This is a genomic window from Burkholderia sp. PvR073 (genome assembly GCF_054055695.1).
Map to the genome: position 1 here is coordinate 195,893 of NZ_JBSRXO010000005.1, position 16,220 is coordinate 212,112.

Below are 16,220 nucleotides of genomic sequence, written 5' to 3' on the forward strand. Positions count from 1 at the left end.
ATTCCGCGCAGCCTGCCGTTATTCCTTCCGGACAACCGGTTCCAGCCCTTCACGTCAGCGAGAAACATGGAAGCCAACAGGAAACAGACGCCACGCAAGGGCTCCTGGCGCAATGCCTTGCATACGCTGCGCCGCTTCGCCTGGTCGGGCGGCGCGCTGATGCCTGCGCGCGCCGGCGCGCCGCGCCGCGACGACACCGTGCGCAACTGGCTGGAACAGACGGTCGGCACGGTGGATTTCCTCGCCCATGTCGACCGCGAGCTGCGCTTTCTGTACGTATCCGACGCGAGCCTGCGCTTCATCGGTTATCACCGCGACTACCTGCACACGCTGACGCTGCGCGACCTGATCGCGGAACAGGATACCGCGACGCTCGAAGGCCTGCTTGCGCGCGCCGCGCGTTCCGGCCAGGTCGAGAAGGCGACGATCTGCATCGTCAAGTCGCTCACCTACCCGCTCGACGTGGAGATCCGCGCGTTCAAGAGCCGTCACCACGGCGTCGACGGCTTCGCGATCGCGGCGTTCGACGTGTCGGCGTGGCGTGCGCTCGAAGCCCGTCTGACGTATGAGATGCACCATGATCCGATGACGGGGCTCGACAACCTGTCCGCGCTCGTGCCCGCGCTGATGCGCGCGCAGCAGGCGGCCGACGAGAGCGGCACGTGCGCGGCGCTGCTGCTGCTCGACCTCGACGACTACCAGCGCATCAACCGCGCACTCGGCTACGACGCCGGCGACACGCTGCTGCGCGACACCGCGCAGCGGCTGCAGGCGCTCGTCGCGCCCGGCGAGCAGCTCGCGCGCGTCGCGAGCGACAAGTTCGCGGTGGTGTTGACCGCATCGAGCCGCGCGCGCGCGAGCGACGCCGCGGACGCGCTCGCGCGCCGGCTGCAGGCCGCGGTGCGCGAACCTTACGTATTCCAGGGGCAGACCGTGCACTTGTCGGCGAGCATCGGCATCGCGCTGTACCCGGACGAACGCGCGGCGCCCCATCGCGCGCAGCACCACAGCCCGCTGCTGCGCCGCGCCGACCATGCGCTCGCGCAGGCGAAGGCGTCGGGCGGCAATGCGCTCGCGTTTCATGAGCCGGTCGACGACCCGGCCGACGCGGAGCGGCTCAAGCTCGAGGCCGACCTGTACGACGGCGTGCGCAACGGCGAGTTCTCGCTCCACTTCCAGCCGATCACGCGCAGCCAGTCGGGCGCGGTGGACGGCGTCGAGGCGCTGATCCGCTGGCGACATCCGGTGCACGGCCTCGTGCCGCCGGCCACCTTCATTCCGCTCGCCGAGTCGATCGGCCTGATCAACTATCTCGGCAACTGGGTGCTCAAGGCCGCGTGCATGCAGCTCGTCGCCTGGGACCGCCAGGGGCTCGCGCTGCAGTATGTGGCGGTCAACGTGTCGCCGCAGCAGTTCCGCGACCCGCGCTTCACGCAGAGCGTGCGCGAGGCGATCGCGCTGACGGGCATCGACCCGCGCCGCATCGTGCTGGAAATCACCGAAAGCCTGCTGATGCACGATCCCGCGCAGGCGAAGGTGCTGCTCGAGGAGCTGACCGAACTCGGCATCCGCTTCGCGATCGACGATTTCGGGACCGGCTATTCGAGCCTCGCGTACCTGCAGCGCTTCCCGCTCGCGAAGCTGAAGATCGACCGCAGCTTCGTCGAGAACCTGCTGACGTCGCGCAACGATCGCGCGATCGTGTCGGCGGTGGTCGGCCTCGCGCAGACGCTCGATCTCGAGCTCGTCGCAGAAGGCGTCGAGACCGAGGCCCAGCGCGAACTGCTGACCGAAATGGGCTGCAACCACATCCAGGGCTGGCTCGTGTGCCAGGCGCTGCCGTCCGAGGAGCTCGCGCGGCGCTTCGAGGCGCAGCAACTGCGCCTGCACGCCGCCTGACGCGCGCAGCGAACCGGACTGATCCGTATGTCAATCACCGCACACCTGCCCCGCACGGCGCTGCTCGACAAGCTGTGGGCCCGGATGAACGAACGGGGCGACTTCCCGCTGCTGTCGGAATCGCTGCGCGCGACGATGGCCGCGATGAAGAACGACGACCTCGACTTCACCGCGCTCGTACGCGTCGTACTGTCGGATTTCGCGCTCACGCAGAAAGTCCTGCGGCTCGCCAATTCCGCGATGTACATGGCGTTCGGCGGCAACATCACGACCGTCACGCGAGCACTGATGGTGCTCGGCATGGACACGGTCGGCCATCTCGTCGTCGGGCTGAAACTCGTCGATCATTTCCACCACAGCACGCCGCGCCGCATCGACGCGAAGCTCGAGCTGAACCGCGCGCTGCTGTCCGGCTGCGTCGCCCGCAAGCTGACCGAGCATGCGGAACTGCGCGGCGGCGAGGAAGCCGTCGTCTGCACGCTGATGCGCCAGGTCGGCAAGCTGCTCGTGGTCTGCTATCTCGACAGCGAATGGGACCGGATCCGCCGCCGCGCCGCCGAGCTGAACGGCGACGACGCGGCCGCGTGCGTCGACGTGCTGGGCGTCGGCTTCGACGAAATCGGTCTGGAGGCCGCCGCGAGCTGGCGCTTGCCCGACGTGATCCGCGCCGGGATGGCCGACGGTGACGGTCGCGCCGCGCACGCCGCCCGCCGCGACGAAGGCGACGAAGACGACGATCGCGACGTCCGCCGGCGGCCCGAGGCCTGTGCCGACGAAGGCGCCGACCGCGTGCGCTGGCTGCGTTCGGTGAGCCGCTGCTCGACCGACGTCGCCGGCGCGCTCGCGATGCCCGCGGGCCCGCAGCGCGATGCGCACATCGCGGTGCTCGCGCAGCGCTACGGGCAGGAGCTGGAGATCGATTCCGACGCGCTGGTGGAGATCGCCGACCGACTCGCACGCGAGGAAGCGAGCGACACCGTGATGCGCGAGATCGTCGAGCTGCGTGCGAACGCCGACGCGATCGCGCGGGCGCAGCCCGAACCCGAGGCATGCCTCGAGGCCGGCCTCGCGGACCTGCGCGCGCTGCCGTCCGAGCACGTGCTGACGCCGGTGCTCGCGCTCGCGTCGGAAAGCCTGCTCGCGGGGCTCGCGTTCACGCGCACCGTGATGTTCGTGCGCCGCGACGACGGCACGTTCGCCGCGCGCCTCGGCTTCGGCCCGGACGTCGATGCGGCGCTCGACCGGCTGTGCTTCGACGAGCGCTTCGAGCCGGACGTGTTCCATCTCGCGATCACGAACTCGGTCGGCATCTTCATCGAGCAAGCGCAGGAGCCGAAGATGGTCAAGCGCCTGCCCGCGTGGTACCTCGATGCGCTCCCCGACACGCGCGCGTTCGTGCTGCTGCCGGTGCGCGTCGGCACGACGACCGTCGGCCTGCTGTACGGCGACTGGGCCGGTGCGCAGCCCGCGCGCAAGATCACGCAACAGGAGATGAGCGTGCTCAACGAGCTCGCGCGCGAACTGGGGCGGTTCTTCCCCGCGTGACGCACGCGGCATGCCGGTGGCCGCCCCACCGGCACGTGTGCGAGAAGCGGCGCCCGAAAAGCAAACCGGCCGCGAAAGCGGCCGGCTGCATCGTGCGACGAATCGAAACGCTTACTTGAGCGTAACCGGCACGCTGAAGTACTTCTTCGCAAGGGTGTCGATCGTGCCGTCGGCCTTCAGCCCCTTCAACGCCTGATCGAGCGCGGTCTTCAGCGCCGCGTCGTTCTTGCGCAGGCCGAAGCCGACGCCCGAGCCGAGGATCTCGGCATCGGTGACCGTGCCGCCGGCGAAGCCGAAGCCCTGGCCTTGCGGCTTCGACAGGAAGCCCTTCGAGCCCGCTTCCGAATCCTGGAACGTCGCGTCCAGACGGCCCGACTTCAGGTCGGCGTAGGCCAGGTCCTGCGTCTGGTACGGCACGACTTCGACACCGGCCGGCGCCCACTTCTTCTTCGCGTACGCTTCCTGGATCGTGCCCTGCAGCACGCCGACCCGCTTGCCCTTCAGCGCTTGCGGGGTCGGCTGGAGGCCGCTGCCCTGCTTCGCGATCAGCTGGTTCGGGATCGTGTAGATCGGATCGGTGAACGCGATCGCGTGCTTGCGCTGGTCGGTGATCGTCATGTCCGAGTTGATCGCATCGAACTTGCGCGCCTGCAGTGCGGGGATCAGGCCGTCGAAGTCGTTCTCGACCCACACGCACTTCGCCTTCAGCTTCGCGCACACCGCGTTGCCGATGTCGATGTCGAAGCCGGTCAGCTTGCCGTCGGGCGTCTTGTATTCGAACGGCGCGTACGAGGCCTCCACGCCGAACCGGATCTCCTTCAGATCCGCCGCCATCGCGCTGCCTGCCGCCACGGCCGTTGCCGCCACTACCGCGTGCGCGGCCACTTTACGCCAATCCAACTTCATCAGGTGTTCTCCTCGATACTCGAATGTTCCGGAACTACGGGCGCTTGCATCATTGCAGGGTCGGATGACAACGACAATCCCGATGCCGCGCCTTGATGCGGCGCAACAGCCGCAAGGCCGCGATTGTACCAATCCGCACGGCCCGATACGGCAAAGCGACCGACGAAACGCGATGCTGCGCTGCGTGCGCGGCATCAGCCGGGCGGTCCATCGAACTTGCAAGACGATGTCGCAAATACGCAAGGCCCGATGCCCGGCCCTCTGCGCGGCAGGCGGACGTACGTCAACCCCAAATGCGAATGCGGCGCGACGACGCGCGGGCTGCCAATCACCGCAGCCGCGCGCATCCGGACGTCGCTCAGACGAGCGCAGCGAGCGTGTCGCGCGTCGTGTCGACGACGAGCAGGCCCGCGCGCAAGCCCGGCTTCACCGACGGATTCGGGAACACGATGCGCTCCTCGTCGTGCTTCACCGTATAGCGGTAGTCGCCGTCCTGCGCGAGCACGGTGCCGCGCGCGAACGCGGTGAAGTTCGCGACGTCGGCCGCGACGAACAGCTCGAGCGCGTCGCTCTGCTTCGTGATCTGGTCGATTACGGTGAACACGCGCGGCAACGACGGATGGCCGCCCCGCGGATGGCCGCCCCGCGGATCGACATCACGGGGCGCGCCCGACACGAGCTTGCGCACTGCGCGGTCGGCCGGCGCGAAGCGCGACAGGTCGTTCTGGCCGAACGGCCGCACCTTGCCGAGTTCCAGCGTGCAGGCGAGCGCGCCGCACTGCTCCGCCGTGAAGTGCGAATACGTGTTGCCCTTCGCGGTATGCAGCAGCACGGCCGCGATGCGCGCTTCGCCGAGCCATTCGACCATCGCGCGGGTCGGCGGCGTGCCCGTGTGCGGCAGCAGCGCGAACTGCTCGAACACCGATGCGCGAATCGCCGTGTGCATGTCGACGTGCCAGCGCGCACCGCCCGCCGGCGCGGCCGCGAAGAACGCGGCGGCCGCCGCTTCGAGCTGCACCGCGCGCGGCGCTTCACGGCTCGTCGGCACTTGCGCGTGACGGCCGCTGAACAGGCGGTTCAGGTCGTCGTCGAGATAGCGCTCGCCCGCGCGCATCGCCGGCACGTTGCCGAGCACGACGAGCAGCCGGCACGCGAGCGGCAGCGTGCCCGCCGCGAGATCATGCACGAGCATCGACAGCAGCTCGATCGGCGCGGTCTCGTCGCCATGCACGCCGGCCGACACGAGCACGCTCGCGCGCGCCGCCGCATCGGCCTCGCCGGCCTCGTCGCGTGCGGCCGGCTCGAGCGCGAGCAGCCCGTCGCCGAGCCATCGCCAGCGCACCGCACCGTCCGCGCACGTGCCGTCTTTCACCGCCGGCGTGTCGCCCGCGAGCGTGAACGCGAGGAAGTCGTCGAGCAGCGCGGCGGCCGGCATGCGGGACTCAGCGCTGGAAGTCATACAGCGACCCGACGCGCAGGATCTGCGTGAGCTCGTCGAGCGCCGTGCGCGATTCGTCGAGCAGCGTCGGATCGGCGAGGTCGTCCGGTGCGAGACGGTCGCGGTAGTGCTTTTCGATCCACGCGTCGAGCGACGCGAACAGCGTGTCGTTCATCCACACGTTCGACGTGACGGCCGCACGCTCGGCGTCGTTCAGCACGACGCGCAGGCGCAGGCAGGCAGGACCGCCGCCGTTCTTCATGCTTTCGCGCAGGTCGAACACGAGCACGTCGCGGATCGGGCCGTTGCCGGCCGCGAGCTCGTCGAGATAGGCCGCGACGTTCGCGTTCTCGCGACACTCCTGCGGCACGACGAGCACCTGCGAGCCGTCGGCGCGCGACAGCAGCTGGCTGTTGAACAGGTACGACGTGACCGCGTCGTTCACGCTCACGGCCGCCTCGGGCACCTCGATCACGTTCAGCCGCGCGCCGCGCGCGTCGAGCGTGGCCGTCAGCGTGTCGTAGATTGCCTGCTTGTTGACGAATGCGCGCTCGTGCGTGAACAGCGTGTCGCGGTTGCCGACCGAGATCACGTCGTTGTGGAACACGCCCGCATCGATCACGTCCGGATCCTGCTGCGCATAGACCGTCGCCGTTTCATCCAGGCCGTGGCGATGCGCGACCGCGCGGCTCGCCTCGAAGGTCTGGCGCGCCGGGAAGCGCTTCGGCTCCGGGCCGCGGCGGTATTCCGCACGGCCGTACACGAAGAACTCGACGCCCGGCTTGCCGTATTCGGCGCAAAAGCGCGTATGGTTCGCGGCCCCCTCGTCGCCGAGCGCCGGCGTGCCCGTCAGCGCCTCGTGCACCGCGAAGTGCGCGGGATCGGCGAACAGCGTCGACAGCGTGCGGCGCGTCGCGTCGTGCTCGATCGCGCGATGCAGCTTGCTGCACAGGTTGGCCGGCGTGAAGTGCACGCGACCGTCGCCGGTGTCGGCCGACGGGCTGACGGTCGCCGCGTTCGCGGTCCACATCGCCGAAGCCGAGCTCGCCGCGGCGAGCAGTTCGGGCGCCTGCTTCGCGGCCTTCGCGATCACGTCCGCGTCCTTGCCGGAGAAGCCGAGCTCGCGCAACAGGCGCAGCGACGGCCGCTCCTGCGGCGGCAGCACGCCTTGCGCGAAGCCGAGATCCGCGAGCTGCTTCATCTTGCGCAGCCCCTGCTTCGCGGCCGCCTTCGGGTTCGCGGCCGACTTCTCGTTGTTGAGCGACGCCACGTTGCCGAACGACAGCCCGGCGTAGTTGTGGGTCGGGCCGACGAGTCCGTCGAAATTGGCTTCTTGTGCGTTCATCGTCGTTCCCTCGATCAGAAGTGCAGGCCCGGCGACAGGCTCGCGGGCAAGGTCAGTTGCGTGCTTTCCACCGACGCCATCGGATACGCGCAATAGTCGGCCGCGTAGTACGCGCTCGGACGATGGTTGCCCGAGCGACCGGTGCCGCCGAACGGCGCGGCGGACGATGCGCCGTTGGTCGGGCGGTTCCAGTTGACGATCCCCGCACGGATCGTGCGGCGGAAGTGATCCCATGCATTCGCGTCGTCGGCCAGCAGGCCGGCCGACAGGCCGAACGCCGTGTCGTTCGCGCGCTCGATCGCTTCGTCGAACGTCGCGTAGCGGACGATCTGCGCGAGCGGGCCGAAGTGCTCTTCGTCGGGCAGGTTCGCCACGCCGGTCACGTCGATGATCGACGCGTTCACGAAACCCAGGCGCGGATCGCGCTGCGTCATCTCGATGATCGGCTTCGCGCCCTGCTCGACCAGGCGCGACTGCGCATCGACGAGCTTCGCGGCCGCGCGCGCCGAGATCACCGCGCCCATGAACGGTTGCGGATCGGCGTCGAACACGTCGGCCGTGATCTTCGACGTGACGTCGGCCAAGCGTGCGAGGAAGCGCTCGCCGAACGCGCCCTGCGGCACGAAGATGCGGCGGGCGCACGTGCAGCGCTGGCCGGCCGACAGGAACGCCGACTGGATCGTGTGGTGCACGGCCGCATCGAGGTCCTCGACTTCGCCGATCACGAGCGGGTTGTTGCCGCCCATCTCGAGCGCGAGCACGATCTCCGGACGGCCGCCGAACTGCTTGTGCAGCAGCGTGCCGGTATCCGAGCTGCCGGTGAAGAACAGGCCGTCGATCTGCCGGTGATTCGCGAGCGCGATGCCCGTGTCCTTCTCGCCCTGCACGAGGTTCAGCACGCCGGCCGGCAACCCGGCTTCCTGCCACACCTCGACCGTCGCGCGCGCGACGCCCGGTGCGAGCTCCGACGGCTTGAACACGACCGTGTTGCCCGCGATCAGCGCCGGCACGATATGGCCGTTCGGCAAGTGGCCGGGGAAGTTGTACGGGCCGAACACCGCGACGACACCGTGCGGACGATGGCGCAGCACCGCGACGCCGTCGGCCATGTCCTGGCGCTTCTCGCCGGTGCGTTCCTGGTACGCCTGGATCGAGATGCCGACCTTCGCGGCCATCGCCGCGACTTCGGTGCGGGCTTCCCACAGCGGCTTGCCCGTCTCGCGGCCGATCGCCGTCGCGATCGCTTCCTTGCGCTCGGTGAGCAGCGCCGCGAAGCGCTTGACGATCGCGCAGCGCGCGTCGAAGTCGAGCGCCGACCAGCCGGCGAATGCGCGGCGCGCGCTCGCGACCGCGCGGTCGACGTCGGCTGCCGACGCGCTGTCGCCCTGCCACGCGATCGCGTCGGTGCCCGGGTTGCGCGAAGCGAAGGCGGGGCCCGAGCCTGCGATCCAGGCGCCGTCGATGAAGAGTTCCGTCATGATTCGTTTATCCCTGTTTGACTTTGAGCGGCAGCACGCGCACCGGATCGCCGGCCTTCACGTCGAGCGCGACGGCATCGTCGGCCGACAGCACGAACGAACCGTTCGCGACCACGCCGGGCGCGACGCCGACGCGGAAATCGTTCAGCGACGTGTTCGACACGAGCGACTTCGGCGAACGGTCGCCCCGTGCGTCGTCACCGGTGTCCGGCTCGCCGATCGTGACCGGCACGACGACGCTCTCGCGCACCGTGCGCAGGTCGTTGACGTGGCATTCGAGCACCGGGCCCGCGTCGAAGATGTCGACGTGGTTCTGGTAGCGCAGCCCTTCCGCTTCGAGCATCTTGCGCGCCGGCAGCGTGTCGCGGTGCGTGAGGCCGACCGCGTCCTGCGCGTCCTGCGGCAGCAGGTCGACGTACACCGGATAGCGCGGCATCAGTTCCGCGAGGAACGACTTGCGGCCGTGCGAGCTCAGGTAGTCCGCCGCATTGAAATCGATCTGGTAGAAGTGCGAACCGACAGCGCGCCAGAACGGCGACGTGCCGTCTTCGTCGAAGTGGCCGCGCAGTTCCGCGCAGATGCGTTCCGGAAAACGGTCGCGGAACTGCGCGATGAACATGAAGCGCGAGCGCGACAGCAAGCCGCCGACCCCGCCCGTGCGATAGCGCGGGCTCAGGAACAGCGAGCACACTTCCGCGTAGCCCGTCAGGTCGTGCGAGATGTTGAGCGCGGACATCCGCGTCCACACGCCGAGCTCCTGGCTCGCGTGCACGACCGTGCTCACGCGATAGTTGTAGAACGGCTGTTCGAGGCCGACCTGCGTCTCGATCCCGCACACGCCCGCGATGTCGCCCGTCTTCGATTCTTCCATCACGAAGAAGTAGCCGGCTTCGCCCGGCGCGGCGTTGCCCTCGAGCGTGCGGCGCGAGCGTTCGATTCGCGCGGCGAGCGCGTCGCGGTCGGGCTTGAACGTGGTCAGGCCCGGCCCGGTTTCCTTCGCGAGCGACACGAGCGCGTCGACGTCGCCCGTTTGTACGACCCGAACGACGATCATGCTGCGCCTCCCTTCATTTCTTCATCGTCGCGGCGGTGCAGCGGCACGCAGCGCACGACATCGCCATCCTTCACATCGAGCGCCGCGCGCACGTCGCCGGACAGCGGCGCCAAGTCGCGGTGCGTATCGTCGTCCGGCAGGTCGGCCAGCACGCAGCGGAACGATTCGCCGCTGCCCGTCGACACCATGTACGCGGCATCGCCCTGCTGCCGCGCGGCTTCGCGCACGGTGCGCTCCGCGGCGTGCTTCACGCATGCGATGCGGTCGACCTGCGCGGTCAGCACGGGGCCTGCGTCGAAGATGTCGACGAAGCGGTCCGGCTCGAAGCCTTCCTCGAGATGGATGTCGTACGCGAGCAGCGCCGTTTCGTTCGGCTCGCCGAGCACGCGCTGCGCGGCTTCCGGCAGCAGCGGCACGTAGAGCGGATAGGCCGGCATCACTTCCGCGATGAACGTGCGGCTGCGGCCGCCCGACGCGATGTCGACGTCGGTGAAATCGCGGCCGAAGAACTTGCGGCCCACCGCTTCCCAGAACGGCGATGCGCCCGTGTTGTCGCTCACGCCGAGCAGCAGCGTGAACACTTCCGGCGTGAAGCGGCGGCGGTTCGCGGCGATGTACATCATCCGCGCACGCGAGATCAGGTGCGCGGCCGCGTCGCCGCGCAGCGACGGATCGACGTAGAAGCCCGCCAGCCGGCTCTTGCCGGTCAGCTCGTGCGACATCGTGAGCGCGTGGATCTTGCGGTTCACGTGCAGCTCGCGCGACGCGTGGATCAGTGCGTCGTTGCGGAACGCGTAGAACGGTTCCGAGTAGCCGGCCGCGGCCACGATGCTCGCCGTGCCGAGCAGCTTGCCCGTCGACGAGTCTTCCAGCACGAAGAGGTAGAACTCTTCGCCGGCGAAGTCGACGTCCGCGCGAAACGAATCTTCGGAGAGCGCCACGCGCGCTTCGAGCGCCGCGCGGTCATGCGGCAGCGAGTGCAGGACCGGCTGCGCGGTGCGCGCCATGTGCGCGAGCGCATCCAGATCCGTGAGTTTGCCGGGGCGAACAAATAGCATCGTCGTTCCTGTCTGCGATGGGTGCGCCGATCAGCGCGCGGTGGCTTCCTGGGCTGCGAGCACCTGTTCGACTGCCTTCTCGAAGCGCTTCATGCCTTCGTCGAGCAGGTCGAACGGAATCACGAGCGACGGCACGAAACGCAGCACGTTCGGGCCTGCGATCAGCATGATCAGGCCGTTCTCGGCGGCGGCCGTGACGAAGTCCTTCGCGCGGCCGTCAAAGGCGGCGGTCAGTTCCGCGCCGACCAGCAGGCCCTTGCCGCGGATGTCCTTGAAGATGCCGAAGCGTGCGTTGATGCGTTCGAGCGCGCCCTTCAGTCGCACGCTGCGTTCGCGCACGCCTTCGAGCAGTGCCGGGTCGCCGATCAGTTCGACGACCTTGTCCGCGATTGCCGATGCGAGCGGGTTGCCGCCGTACGTCGTGCCGTGCACGCCGACCTTGAAGTACGCGGCCAGTTCGTTCGTCGTCAGCATCGCGCCGATCGGGAAGCCGTTACCGAGCGCCTTCGCGGTCGTGAGGATGTCCGGCGTGACGCCCGTGTCCATGTATGCGTAGAACTGGCCCGTGCGGCCGACGCCCGTTTGCACTTCGTCGAAGATCAGCAGTGCGCCGTTCGCGTCGCACGCTTCGCGCAGTGTCTTCAGGAAGGCCGGATCGGCCGGGATCACGCCGCCTTCGCCCTGCACCGGCTCGACGATCACCGCGCAGGTTTGCGGGCCGATCGCGGCCTTGGCGGCTTCGATGTCGTTGAACGGCAGGTGCTTGATGCCGGCCGGCACCGGGCCGAAGCCTTCCGAGTATTTCGGCTGGCCGCCGACGCTGACTGTGAAGAACGTGCGGCCGTGGAACGACTGGACGAACGACACGATTTCGTACTTGTCGGCGCCGTGGCGGTCGAAGGCGACGCGGCGCGCGAGCTTCAGCGCGGCTTCGTTCGCTTCCGCGCCCGAGTTCGCGAAGAATGCGCGGTCGGCGAAGGTCAGCGATTCGAGGCGCTTCGCGAGGCGCAGCACCGGTTCGTTCGTGTAGCCGTTGCCGATGTGCCAGAGCTTGCGGCCTTGTTCGTCCAGGACTTTCAGCAGTTCCGGGTGGCCGTGACCCAGCGACGTCACCGCGATGCCGCAGGCGAAATCCACGTATTCGCGGCCGGCCGTGTCCCAGACGCGGGAGCCCTCTGCACGGTCCGGCACGAACGGCGCGGGGGAGAATACCGGCACCATCACTTCGTCGAATGTCTGGCGGGTCACGGTCGAGGTCGTCATGGTCGTTCCTTTCGGTTTCGTAAGAGGGTTCAACAGGATCAAGTTTAGGTAAGGGTGACGCAAGCGTCTTGCGGATTTGCGACGGGTTTTATCGGAAGCGGCTTCGTCGCTTTATTTTGCTCTTCTGCGGTGGGGGTTTCTTCGTTCGGTGTGTGTGTGGTTGGTGGTGCGCTTAGGTTTTCGTGAAGCACCCGCAATCGTGTCGGTCTATTAGCGTCGCCCCTGCGCGGGGCGGCGGTTACTTTTCTTTGTCTTGCCAAAGAAAAGTAACCAAAAGAAAGGCGCTCGGATAACGCATGACCTCCCGGTGCCATAGCCAACAAAGTGGCACTCGCCTAAGTGTCCGCGCCAGTAAAGAACCCGGAGTGGTTCGAGCAATAGTTCTGACGCGCCACACCACCCAACAGAGCGGTATACCGCCCGCTAGCTCCATCCTCGCTTCGCTCGGCTGCGAGGTGCTTCGGCGCAATTCACACGCCTGCGCATTCCGCACCCGCCCCACTAATCAGCTCCCCAATCAGTACCCTGTCCGCCCTAGCTCAACGTTCATTAATTGCATGCATGTGCTCTTCGCGACGATTGCGTAAGCCAATCGACGATCGCGCTGAGAAGGAGGATGTGGACCTATCGGCCGAGCGAAGCGAGGACGGAGCTAGCGGGCGGTATACCGCTCTGCGGGGTGGTGAGAGGTGTCAGACCGATTGCTCGAACCACTCCGCGTTGTTCACTGGCGCCGACACTTAGGCGAGGGCCACTCTGGCGGCTATGGCACCGGGAGGTCATGCGTTGTCCGAGCGCCTTTCTTTTGGTTACTTTTCTTTGGCAAGACAAAGAAAAGTAACCGCCGCCCCGCGCAGGGGCGACGCTAATAGACCGACACGATCGCAGGTGCTTCACGAAAACCTAAGCGCACCACCAAAACCACAAACAACAAAACCGAACCTCAATCCTTCCCCCGCTCGACAAGAGCGCCCCCCCGAGGCTCACTCCCCCCACCGGTTTGTTTCTCGAGCCATGCCCGCCGATCTTCGCGAGGCGTAACCCCAAACCGCTCCCGATAGGCATTAGAAAAATGCGCCGCAGAAGAGAACCCACAGGCGAGACTGACTTGAACCACCGACTTGCTGGTCCGCTGCAATTGGGTGCGCGCCTTGAGCAATCGAAGATTGAGGTAATACTTGGAGGGCATAGCCCCGAGATACTGCCGAAAGAGCCGCTCGAGTTGCCGGCGTGAAACGCCCACCAGCCCAGCGATCTCATCGGTAGTCAAAGGATCCTCGATATTGGCTTCCATGAGCAGCAACGCGTCGTTAAGCCGAGGATGCCGCTCGCCAGGCGCGGTGACGAAAGGAATCCGCTGCCGCTCCTCGCCGCTGCGCAGCGTCCCGGCGCCGAGCGCATCGGCAATCCGCTCCGCGAGATCCGCCCCATGTTCGCGGCCGATCATCGCCAGCATGAAATCGACGGTCGCCTGCCCACCGGCACAGGTCGCCCGATCGCGATCGATCTCGAAGATCTGCTGCGTGACGATCGACCGCTCGAACTGCTCGGCGAACTGCTGATACGTCTCCCAGTTCACGCTCACCCGATACCCGGAAAGCTGCCCGGCCATCGCGAGCCACCACACGCCGTGGTGAATACCCGTGACAACCGGCGTGCGCTGCCCGACCCGCGCGAGACTCGCGAGAAACAACCGGTAGTCGGCAAACTGCTGAAACCGCTCCGACACGACAATCAGCCAGTCGCACGCGATCGCATCGTTGAACGCCGCATCGGCATGCCACTGCGCGCCGCCGGCGAGCGGCACGGGCCGCCCATCCCACGAACACACCTGCCAGCGATACAGCAAGCGCCCGTCGATCTCGTTCGCGAGATTCAACGCATCGACGATCGGCCCCACACCCGACATCGACACGGGCGGCAATGCAACGATCGCCACCTGCGTCGTGCGGGTGGCGCCTGCGGGACGAGTCACCGGTACCACGTATGAAAACCCGCCCTTCGCGTTACTTGAGGCTGCCCGACAGGAACTGCTTCAGACGCTCGCTCTGCGGACGCACCAGCACCTCCTTCGGATCGCCCTCTTCCTCGGTCCGCCCCTGATGCAGGAACATCACGTGGTTCGACACGTTGCGCGCAAAACCCATCTCGTGCGTGACGACGATCATCGTGCGACCTTCCTCGGCCAGCTTCTGCATCACCTTCAGCACTTCACCGACCAGCTCCGGATCGAGCGCCGACGTCGGCTCGTCGAACAGCATCACGTCCGGATGCATCGCGAGCGCACGCGCAATCGCGACACGCTGCTGCTGGCCGCCCGACAGATGCGACGGATACTGCTTCTCGACACGCGGCGCAAGCCCGACCTTCTCCAGGTATGCGCGTGCGCGCTCCTCGGCTTCCCGCTTCGAAATGCCGAGCACGTGAACCGGCGCTTCCATCACGTTCTCGAGCACGTTCATGTGCGCCCACAGATTGAAGTGCTGGAACACCATCGCGAGCTTCGTGCGGATGCGCTGCAACTGCTTGTGATCGGCGACCTCGAGCGCGCCGGCGCGGTCGGGCTTCGTGCGCACGGTCTCGCCGTCGACGACGATCTGCCCCGCATTCGGCCGCTCGAGAAAATTGATGCAGCGCAGGAACGTGCTCTTGCCCGAACCGCTCGCGCCGATGATGCTGATGACGTCGCCGGCCTTCGCGTTCAGCGACACGCCCTTGAGCACCTCGTTATCGCCATAGCGCTTGTGAATGTCGACCGCGGCAAGCTTGGTGGAAGCGGACGCGCTCGTTTGAGTGATCTCGGCCAACTGGCTCTCCTCGAAGTGAAATCAATGACGGCCGGCCGCGAGATACGCGAGCCAGTGGCGCTCCGCCCGGCGAAATGCCGCGACGAGTGCGAACGATACCGCAAGATAGATCAGCGCGGCGATCCCGAACGACTGGAACGCCATGTAGGTCGCGGAATTGGCGTCGCGCGCGACCTTCAGGATGTCGGGCACGGTCGCCGTGAACGCCACGGTGGTCGCGTGCAGCATCAGGATCACCTCGTTGCTGTACAGCGGCAGCGCGCGGCGCAGCGCCGACGGCAGGATCACCCGGCGGTACATCGTGAACGGCGACATCCCGTACGCACGCGCCGCCTCGACCTCGCCGTGCGGAATCGCCCGAATCGCGCCCGCGAAAATCTCGGTCGTGTACGCGCAGGTGTTCAGCGCGAACGCGAGGATCGCGCAGTTGAAGCCGCTCCTGAAGAACGCGTCGAGCAGCGAGTGCGAACGCACGAACTCGAGGCTGTACATGCCCGTGTACATCAGCAGCAACTGCACGTAGAGCGGCGTGCCGCGGAACACGTACGTGTAGAACCGCACCGGCATCGACAGCCACTTCTTCTTCGACACGCGCGCGACCGCAAGCGGCACCGCGCACACGAAGCCGAGCGAAATCGACGCGACGAGCAGCCACAGCGTCACCGCAAGGCCGGAGAGGCGCTGGCCGTCCCAGTAAAGGAACGCCCGGCCGAATTCCTGGAGGATCTCGATCATAGTTCTGCGTGGCGCACGCCCATGGAATAACGCTTCTCGAGCTGGATCAGCACGAGGTTGGAGACGGTCGTGATCGCGAGGTAGATCAGCGCCGCAATGAGGATGAAGAAGAACATGTTGAACGTGCTCTTGCCGGCGTCCTGCGCGGCCTTCACGACGTCCGCGAGGCCGATGATCGACACCAGCGCGGTGGCCTTCACGAGCACCTGCCAGTTGTTGCCGATGCCCGGCAGCGCGAAGCGCATCATCTGCGGAAACATGATCCGCACGAACACGCGCATCCCGCTCATCCCGTACGCCGCGCCGGCCTCGAGCTGGCCGCGCGGCACCGACAGGAACGCGCCGCGAAACGTCTCGGTGAAATACGCGCCGTAGATGAAGCCGAGCGTCAGCACGCCGGCGACGAACGGATCGATGTCGATCTGCTCCCAGCCGACGAGGTCGGTGAACTGGTTCAGCCAGATCTGGATGCTGTAGAACAACAGCAGCATCAGGACGAGATCGGGCACCGAGCGGATCAGCGTCGTATAACCGGTCGCGATCGCTCGCAGCACCCGGTTGTGCGACAGCTTCGCCACCGCGCCGATCAGTCCCAGCGCCACCGCGGCGGCAAGCGACAGCACCGACAGCTCGATGGTCTGCACGGTGCCGGCCCAGAGGACGGGACCAAAGCCGTAAAGGAACACGCGCGT

At 67.2% G+C, this 16,220-nt stretch carries 13 protein-coding genes; 2 read left to right on the top strand and 11 right to left on the bottom strand.

The genetic code is table 11. The features are described 5' to 3' along the window. Nucleotides 1–159 precede the first annotated feature (159 nt). Together cdpA and ACVK00_RS17565 are read left to right on the top strand one after the other, a co-directional pair. The gene (cdpA, locus tag ACVK00_RS17560) at nucleotides 160–1,899 is read left to right on the top strand and encodes a cyclic di-GMP phosphodiesterase CdpA (protein WP_284895321.1); all 1,740 of its coding nucleotides are present in this window, start codon (nucleotides 160–162) and stop codon (nucleotides 1,897–1,899) included. A 27-nt stretch (nucleotides 1,900–1,926) separates the two neighbouring features. Beyond that, the gene (locus ACVK00_RS17565; RefSeq protein WP_228907195.1) at nucleotides 1,927–3,444 is read left to right on the top strand and encodes an HDOD domain-containing protein; all 1,518 of its coding nucleotides are present in this window, start codon (nucleotides 1,927–1,929) and stop codon (nucleotides 3,442–3,444) included. 111 nt (nucleotides 3,445–3,555) lie between these two features. Here ACVK00_RS17565 and ACVK00_RS17570 read toward each other — a convergent pair whose 3' ends face one another. From ACVK00_RS17570 to ACVK00_RS17620, 11 genes are all read right to left on the bottom strand, one after another. After that, nucleotides 3,556–4,350 (bottom strand): ABC transporter substrate-binding protein, encoded by a 795-nt coding sequence (locus ACVK00_RS17570; protein ID WP_228907194.1) that lies wholly within the window; start codon nucleotides 4,348–4,350, stop codon nucleotides 3,556–3,558. A gap of 358 nt (nucleotides 4,351–4,708) precedes the next feature. Beyond that, nucleotides 4,709–5,785, bottom strand: coding sequence for a succinylglutamate desuccinylase (gene astE, locus ACVK00_RS17575; protein ID WP_284895320.1), 1,077 nt, complete (start codon nucleotides 5,783–5,785; stop codon nucleotides 4,709–4,711). Between the two features lie 7 nt (nucleotides 5,786–5,792). Beyond that, nucleotides 5,793–7,133 carry an N-succinylarginine dihydrolase gene (gene astB / locus ACVK00_RS17580; RefSeq protein WP_175674679.1) on the bottom strand — a complete coding sequence of 447 codons (1,341 nt, stop codon included), beginning with the start codon at nucleotides 7,131–7,133 and terminating at the stop codon, nucleotides 5,793–5,795. 14 nt (nucleotides 7,134–7,147) lie between these two features. Continuing rightward, nucleotides 7,148–8,611, bottom strand: a complete 1,464-nt coding sequence (astD, locus tag ACVK00_RS17585; protein WP_228907193.1) for a succinylglutamate-semialdehyde dehydrogenase — start codon at nucleotides 8,609–8,611, stop codon at nucleotides 7,148–7,150. A gap of 7 nt (nucleotides 8,612–8,618) precedes the next feature. Further along, nucleotides 8,619–9,665 (bottom strand): arginine N-succinyltransferase, encoded by a 1,047-nt coding sequence (astA, locus tag ACVK00_RS17590; protein ID WP_284895245.1) that lies wholly within the window; start codon nucleotides 9,663–9,665, stop codon nucleotides 8,619–8,621. Then, nucleotides 9,662–10,723: an arginine/ornithine succinyltransferase subunit alpha gene (gene aruF / locus ACVK00_RS17595; RefSeq protein WP_228907191.1), complete on the bottom strand. Its 1,062-nt coding sequence runs from the start codon at nucleotides 10,721–10,723 to the stop codon at nucleotides 9,662–9,664. The genes astA and aruF overlap by 4 nt, the downstream gene beginning before the upstream one ends. 30 nt (nucleotides 10,724–10,753) lie before the next feature. Continuing rightward, on the bottom strand, nucleotides 10,754–11,986 hold the full coding sequence (locus tag ACVK00_RS17600; protein WP_284895242.1) for an aspartate aminotransferase family protein: 1,233 nt from the start codon (nucleotides 11,984–11,986) through the stop codon (nucleotides 10,754–10,756). A gap of 943 nt (nucleotides 11,987–12,929) precedes the next feature. Further along, nucleotides 12,930–13,970 (bottom strand): GlxA family transcriptional regulator, encoded by a 1,041-nt coding sequence (locus ACVK00_RS17605; protein WP_175673183.1) that lies wholly within the window; start codon nucleotides 13,968–13,970, stop codon nucleotides 12,930–12,932. Nucleotides 13,971–13,992: 22 nt separating this feature from the next. Next, nucleotides 13,993–14,793, bottom strand: coding sequence for an ABC transporter ATP-binding protein (locus ACVK00_RS17610; protein ID WP_011656393.1), 801 nt, complete (start codon nucleotides 14,791–14,793; stop codon nucleotides 13,993–13,995). A 21-nt stretch (nucleotides 14,794–14,814) separates the two neighbouring features. Continuing rightward, complete coding sequence (locus ACVK00_RS17615; RefSeq protein WP_105786379.1) at nucleotides 14,815–15,528, bottom strand: ABC transporter permease; 714 nt, start codon at nucleotides 15,526–15,528, stop codon at nucleotides 14,815–14,817. Next, on the bottom strand, nucleotides 15,525–16,214 hold the full coding sequence (locus tag ACVK00_RS17620) for an ABC transporter permease (protein ID WP_006755250.1): 690 nt from the start codon (nucleotides 16,212–16,214) through the stop codon (nucleotides 15,525–15,527). Before ACVK00_RS17620 ends, ACVK00_RS17615 begins: the two co-directional genes overlap by 4 nt. Between the last annotated feature and the right edge of the window lie 6 nt (nucleotides 16,215–16,220).

Coding starts and splice junctions, on each gene's coding strand:
- ACVK00_RS17600 (WP_284895242.1), bottom strand. CDS start 11,986: ATGACGACCTCGACCGTGACCCGCCAGACATTCGACGAAGTGATGGTG.
- astE (WP_284895320.1), bottom strand. CDS start 5,785: ATGCCGGCCGCCGCGCTGCTCGACGACTTCCTCGCGTTCACGCTCGCG.
- astB (WP_175674679.1), bottom strand. CDS start 7,133: ATGAACGCACAAGAAGCCAATTTCGACGGACTCGTCGGCCCGACCCAC.
- cdpA (WP_284895321.1), top strand. CDS start 160: ATGCCTGCGCGCGCCGGCGCGCCGCGCCGCGACGACACCGTGCGCAAC.
- aruF (WP_228907191.1), bottom strand. CDS start 10,723: ATGCTATTTGTTCGCCCCGGCAAACTCACGGATCTGGATGCGCTCGCG.
- ACVK00_RS17570 (WP_228907194.1), bottom strand. CDS start 4,350: ATGAAGTTGGATTGGCGTAAAGTGGCCGCGCACGCGGTAGTGGCGGCA.
- ACVK00_RS17565 (WP_228907195.1), top strand. CDS start 1,927: ATGTCAATCACCGCACACCTGCCCCGCACGGCGCTGCTCGACAAGCTG.
- astD (WP_228907193.1), bottom strand. CDS start 8,611: ATGACGGAACTCTTCATCGACGGCGCCTGGATCGCAGGCTCGGGCCCC.
- astA (WP_284895245.1), bottom strand. CDS start 9,665: ATGATCGTCGTTCGGGTCGTACAAACGGGCGACGTCGACGCGCTCGTG.
- ACVK00_RS17615 (WP_105786379.1), bottom strand. CDS start 15,528: ATGATCGAGATCCTCCAGGAATTCGGCCGGGCGTTCCTTTACTGGGAC.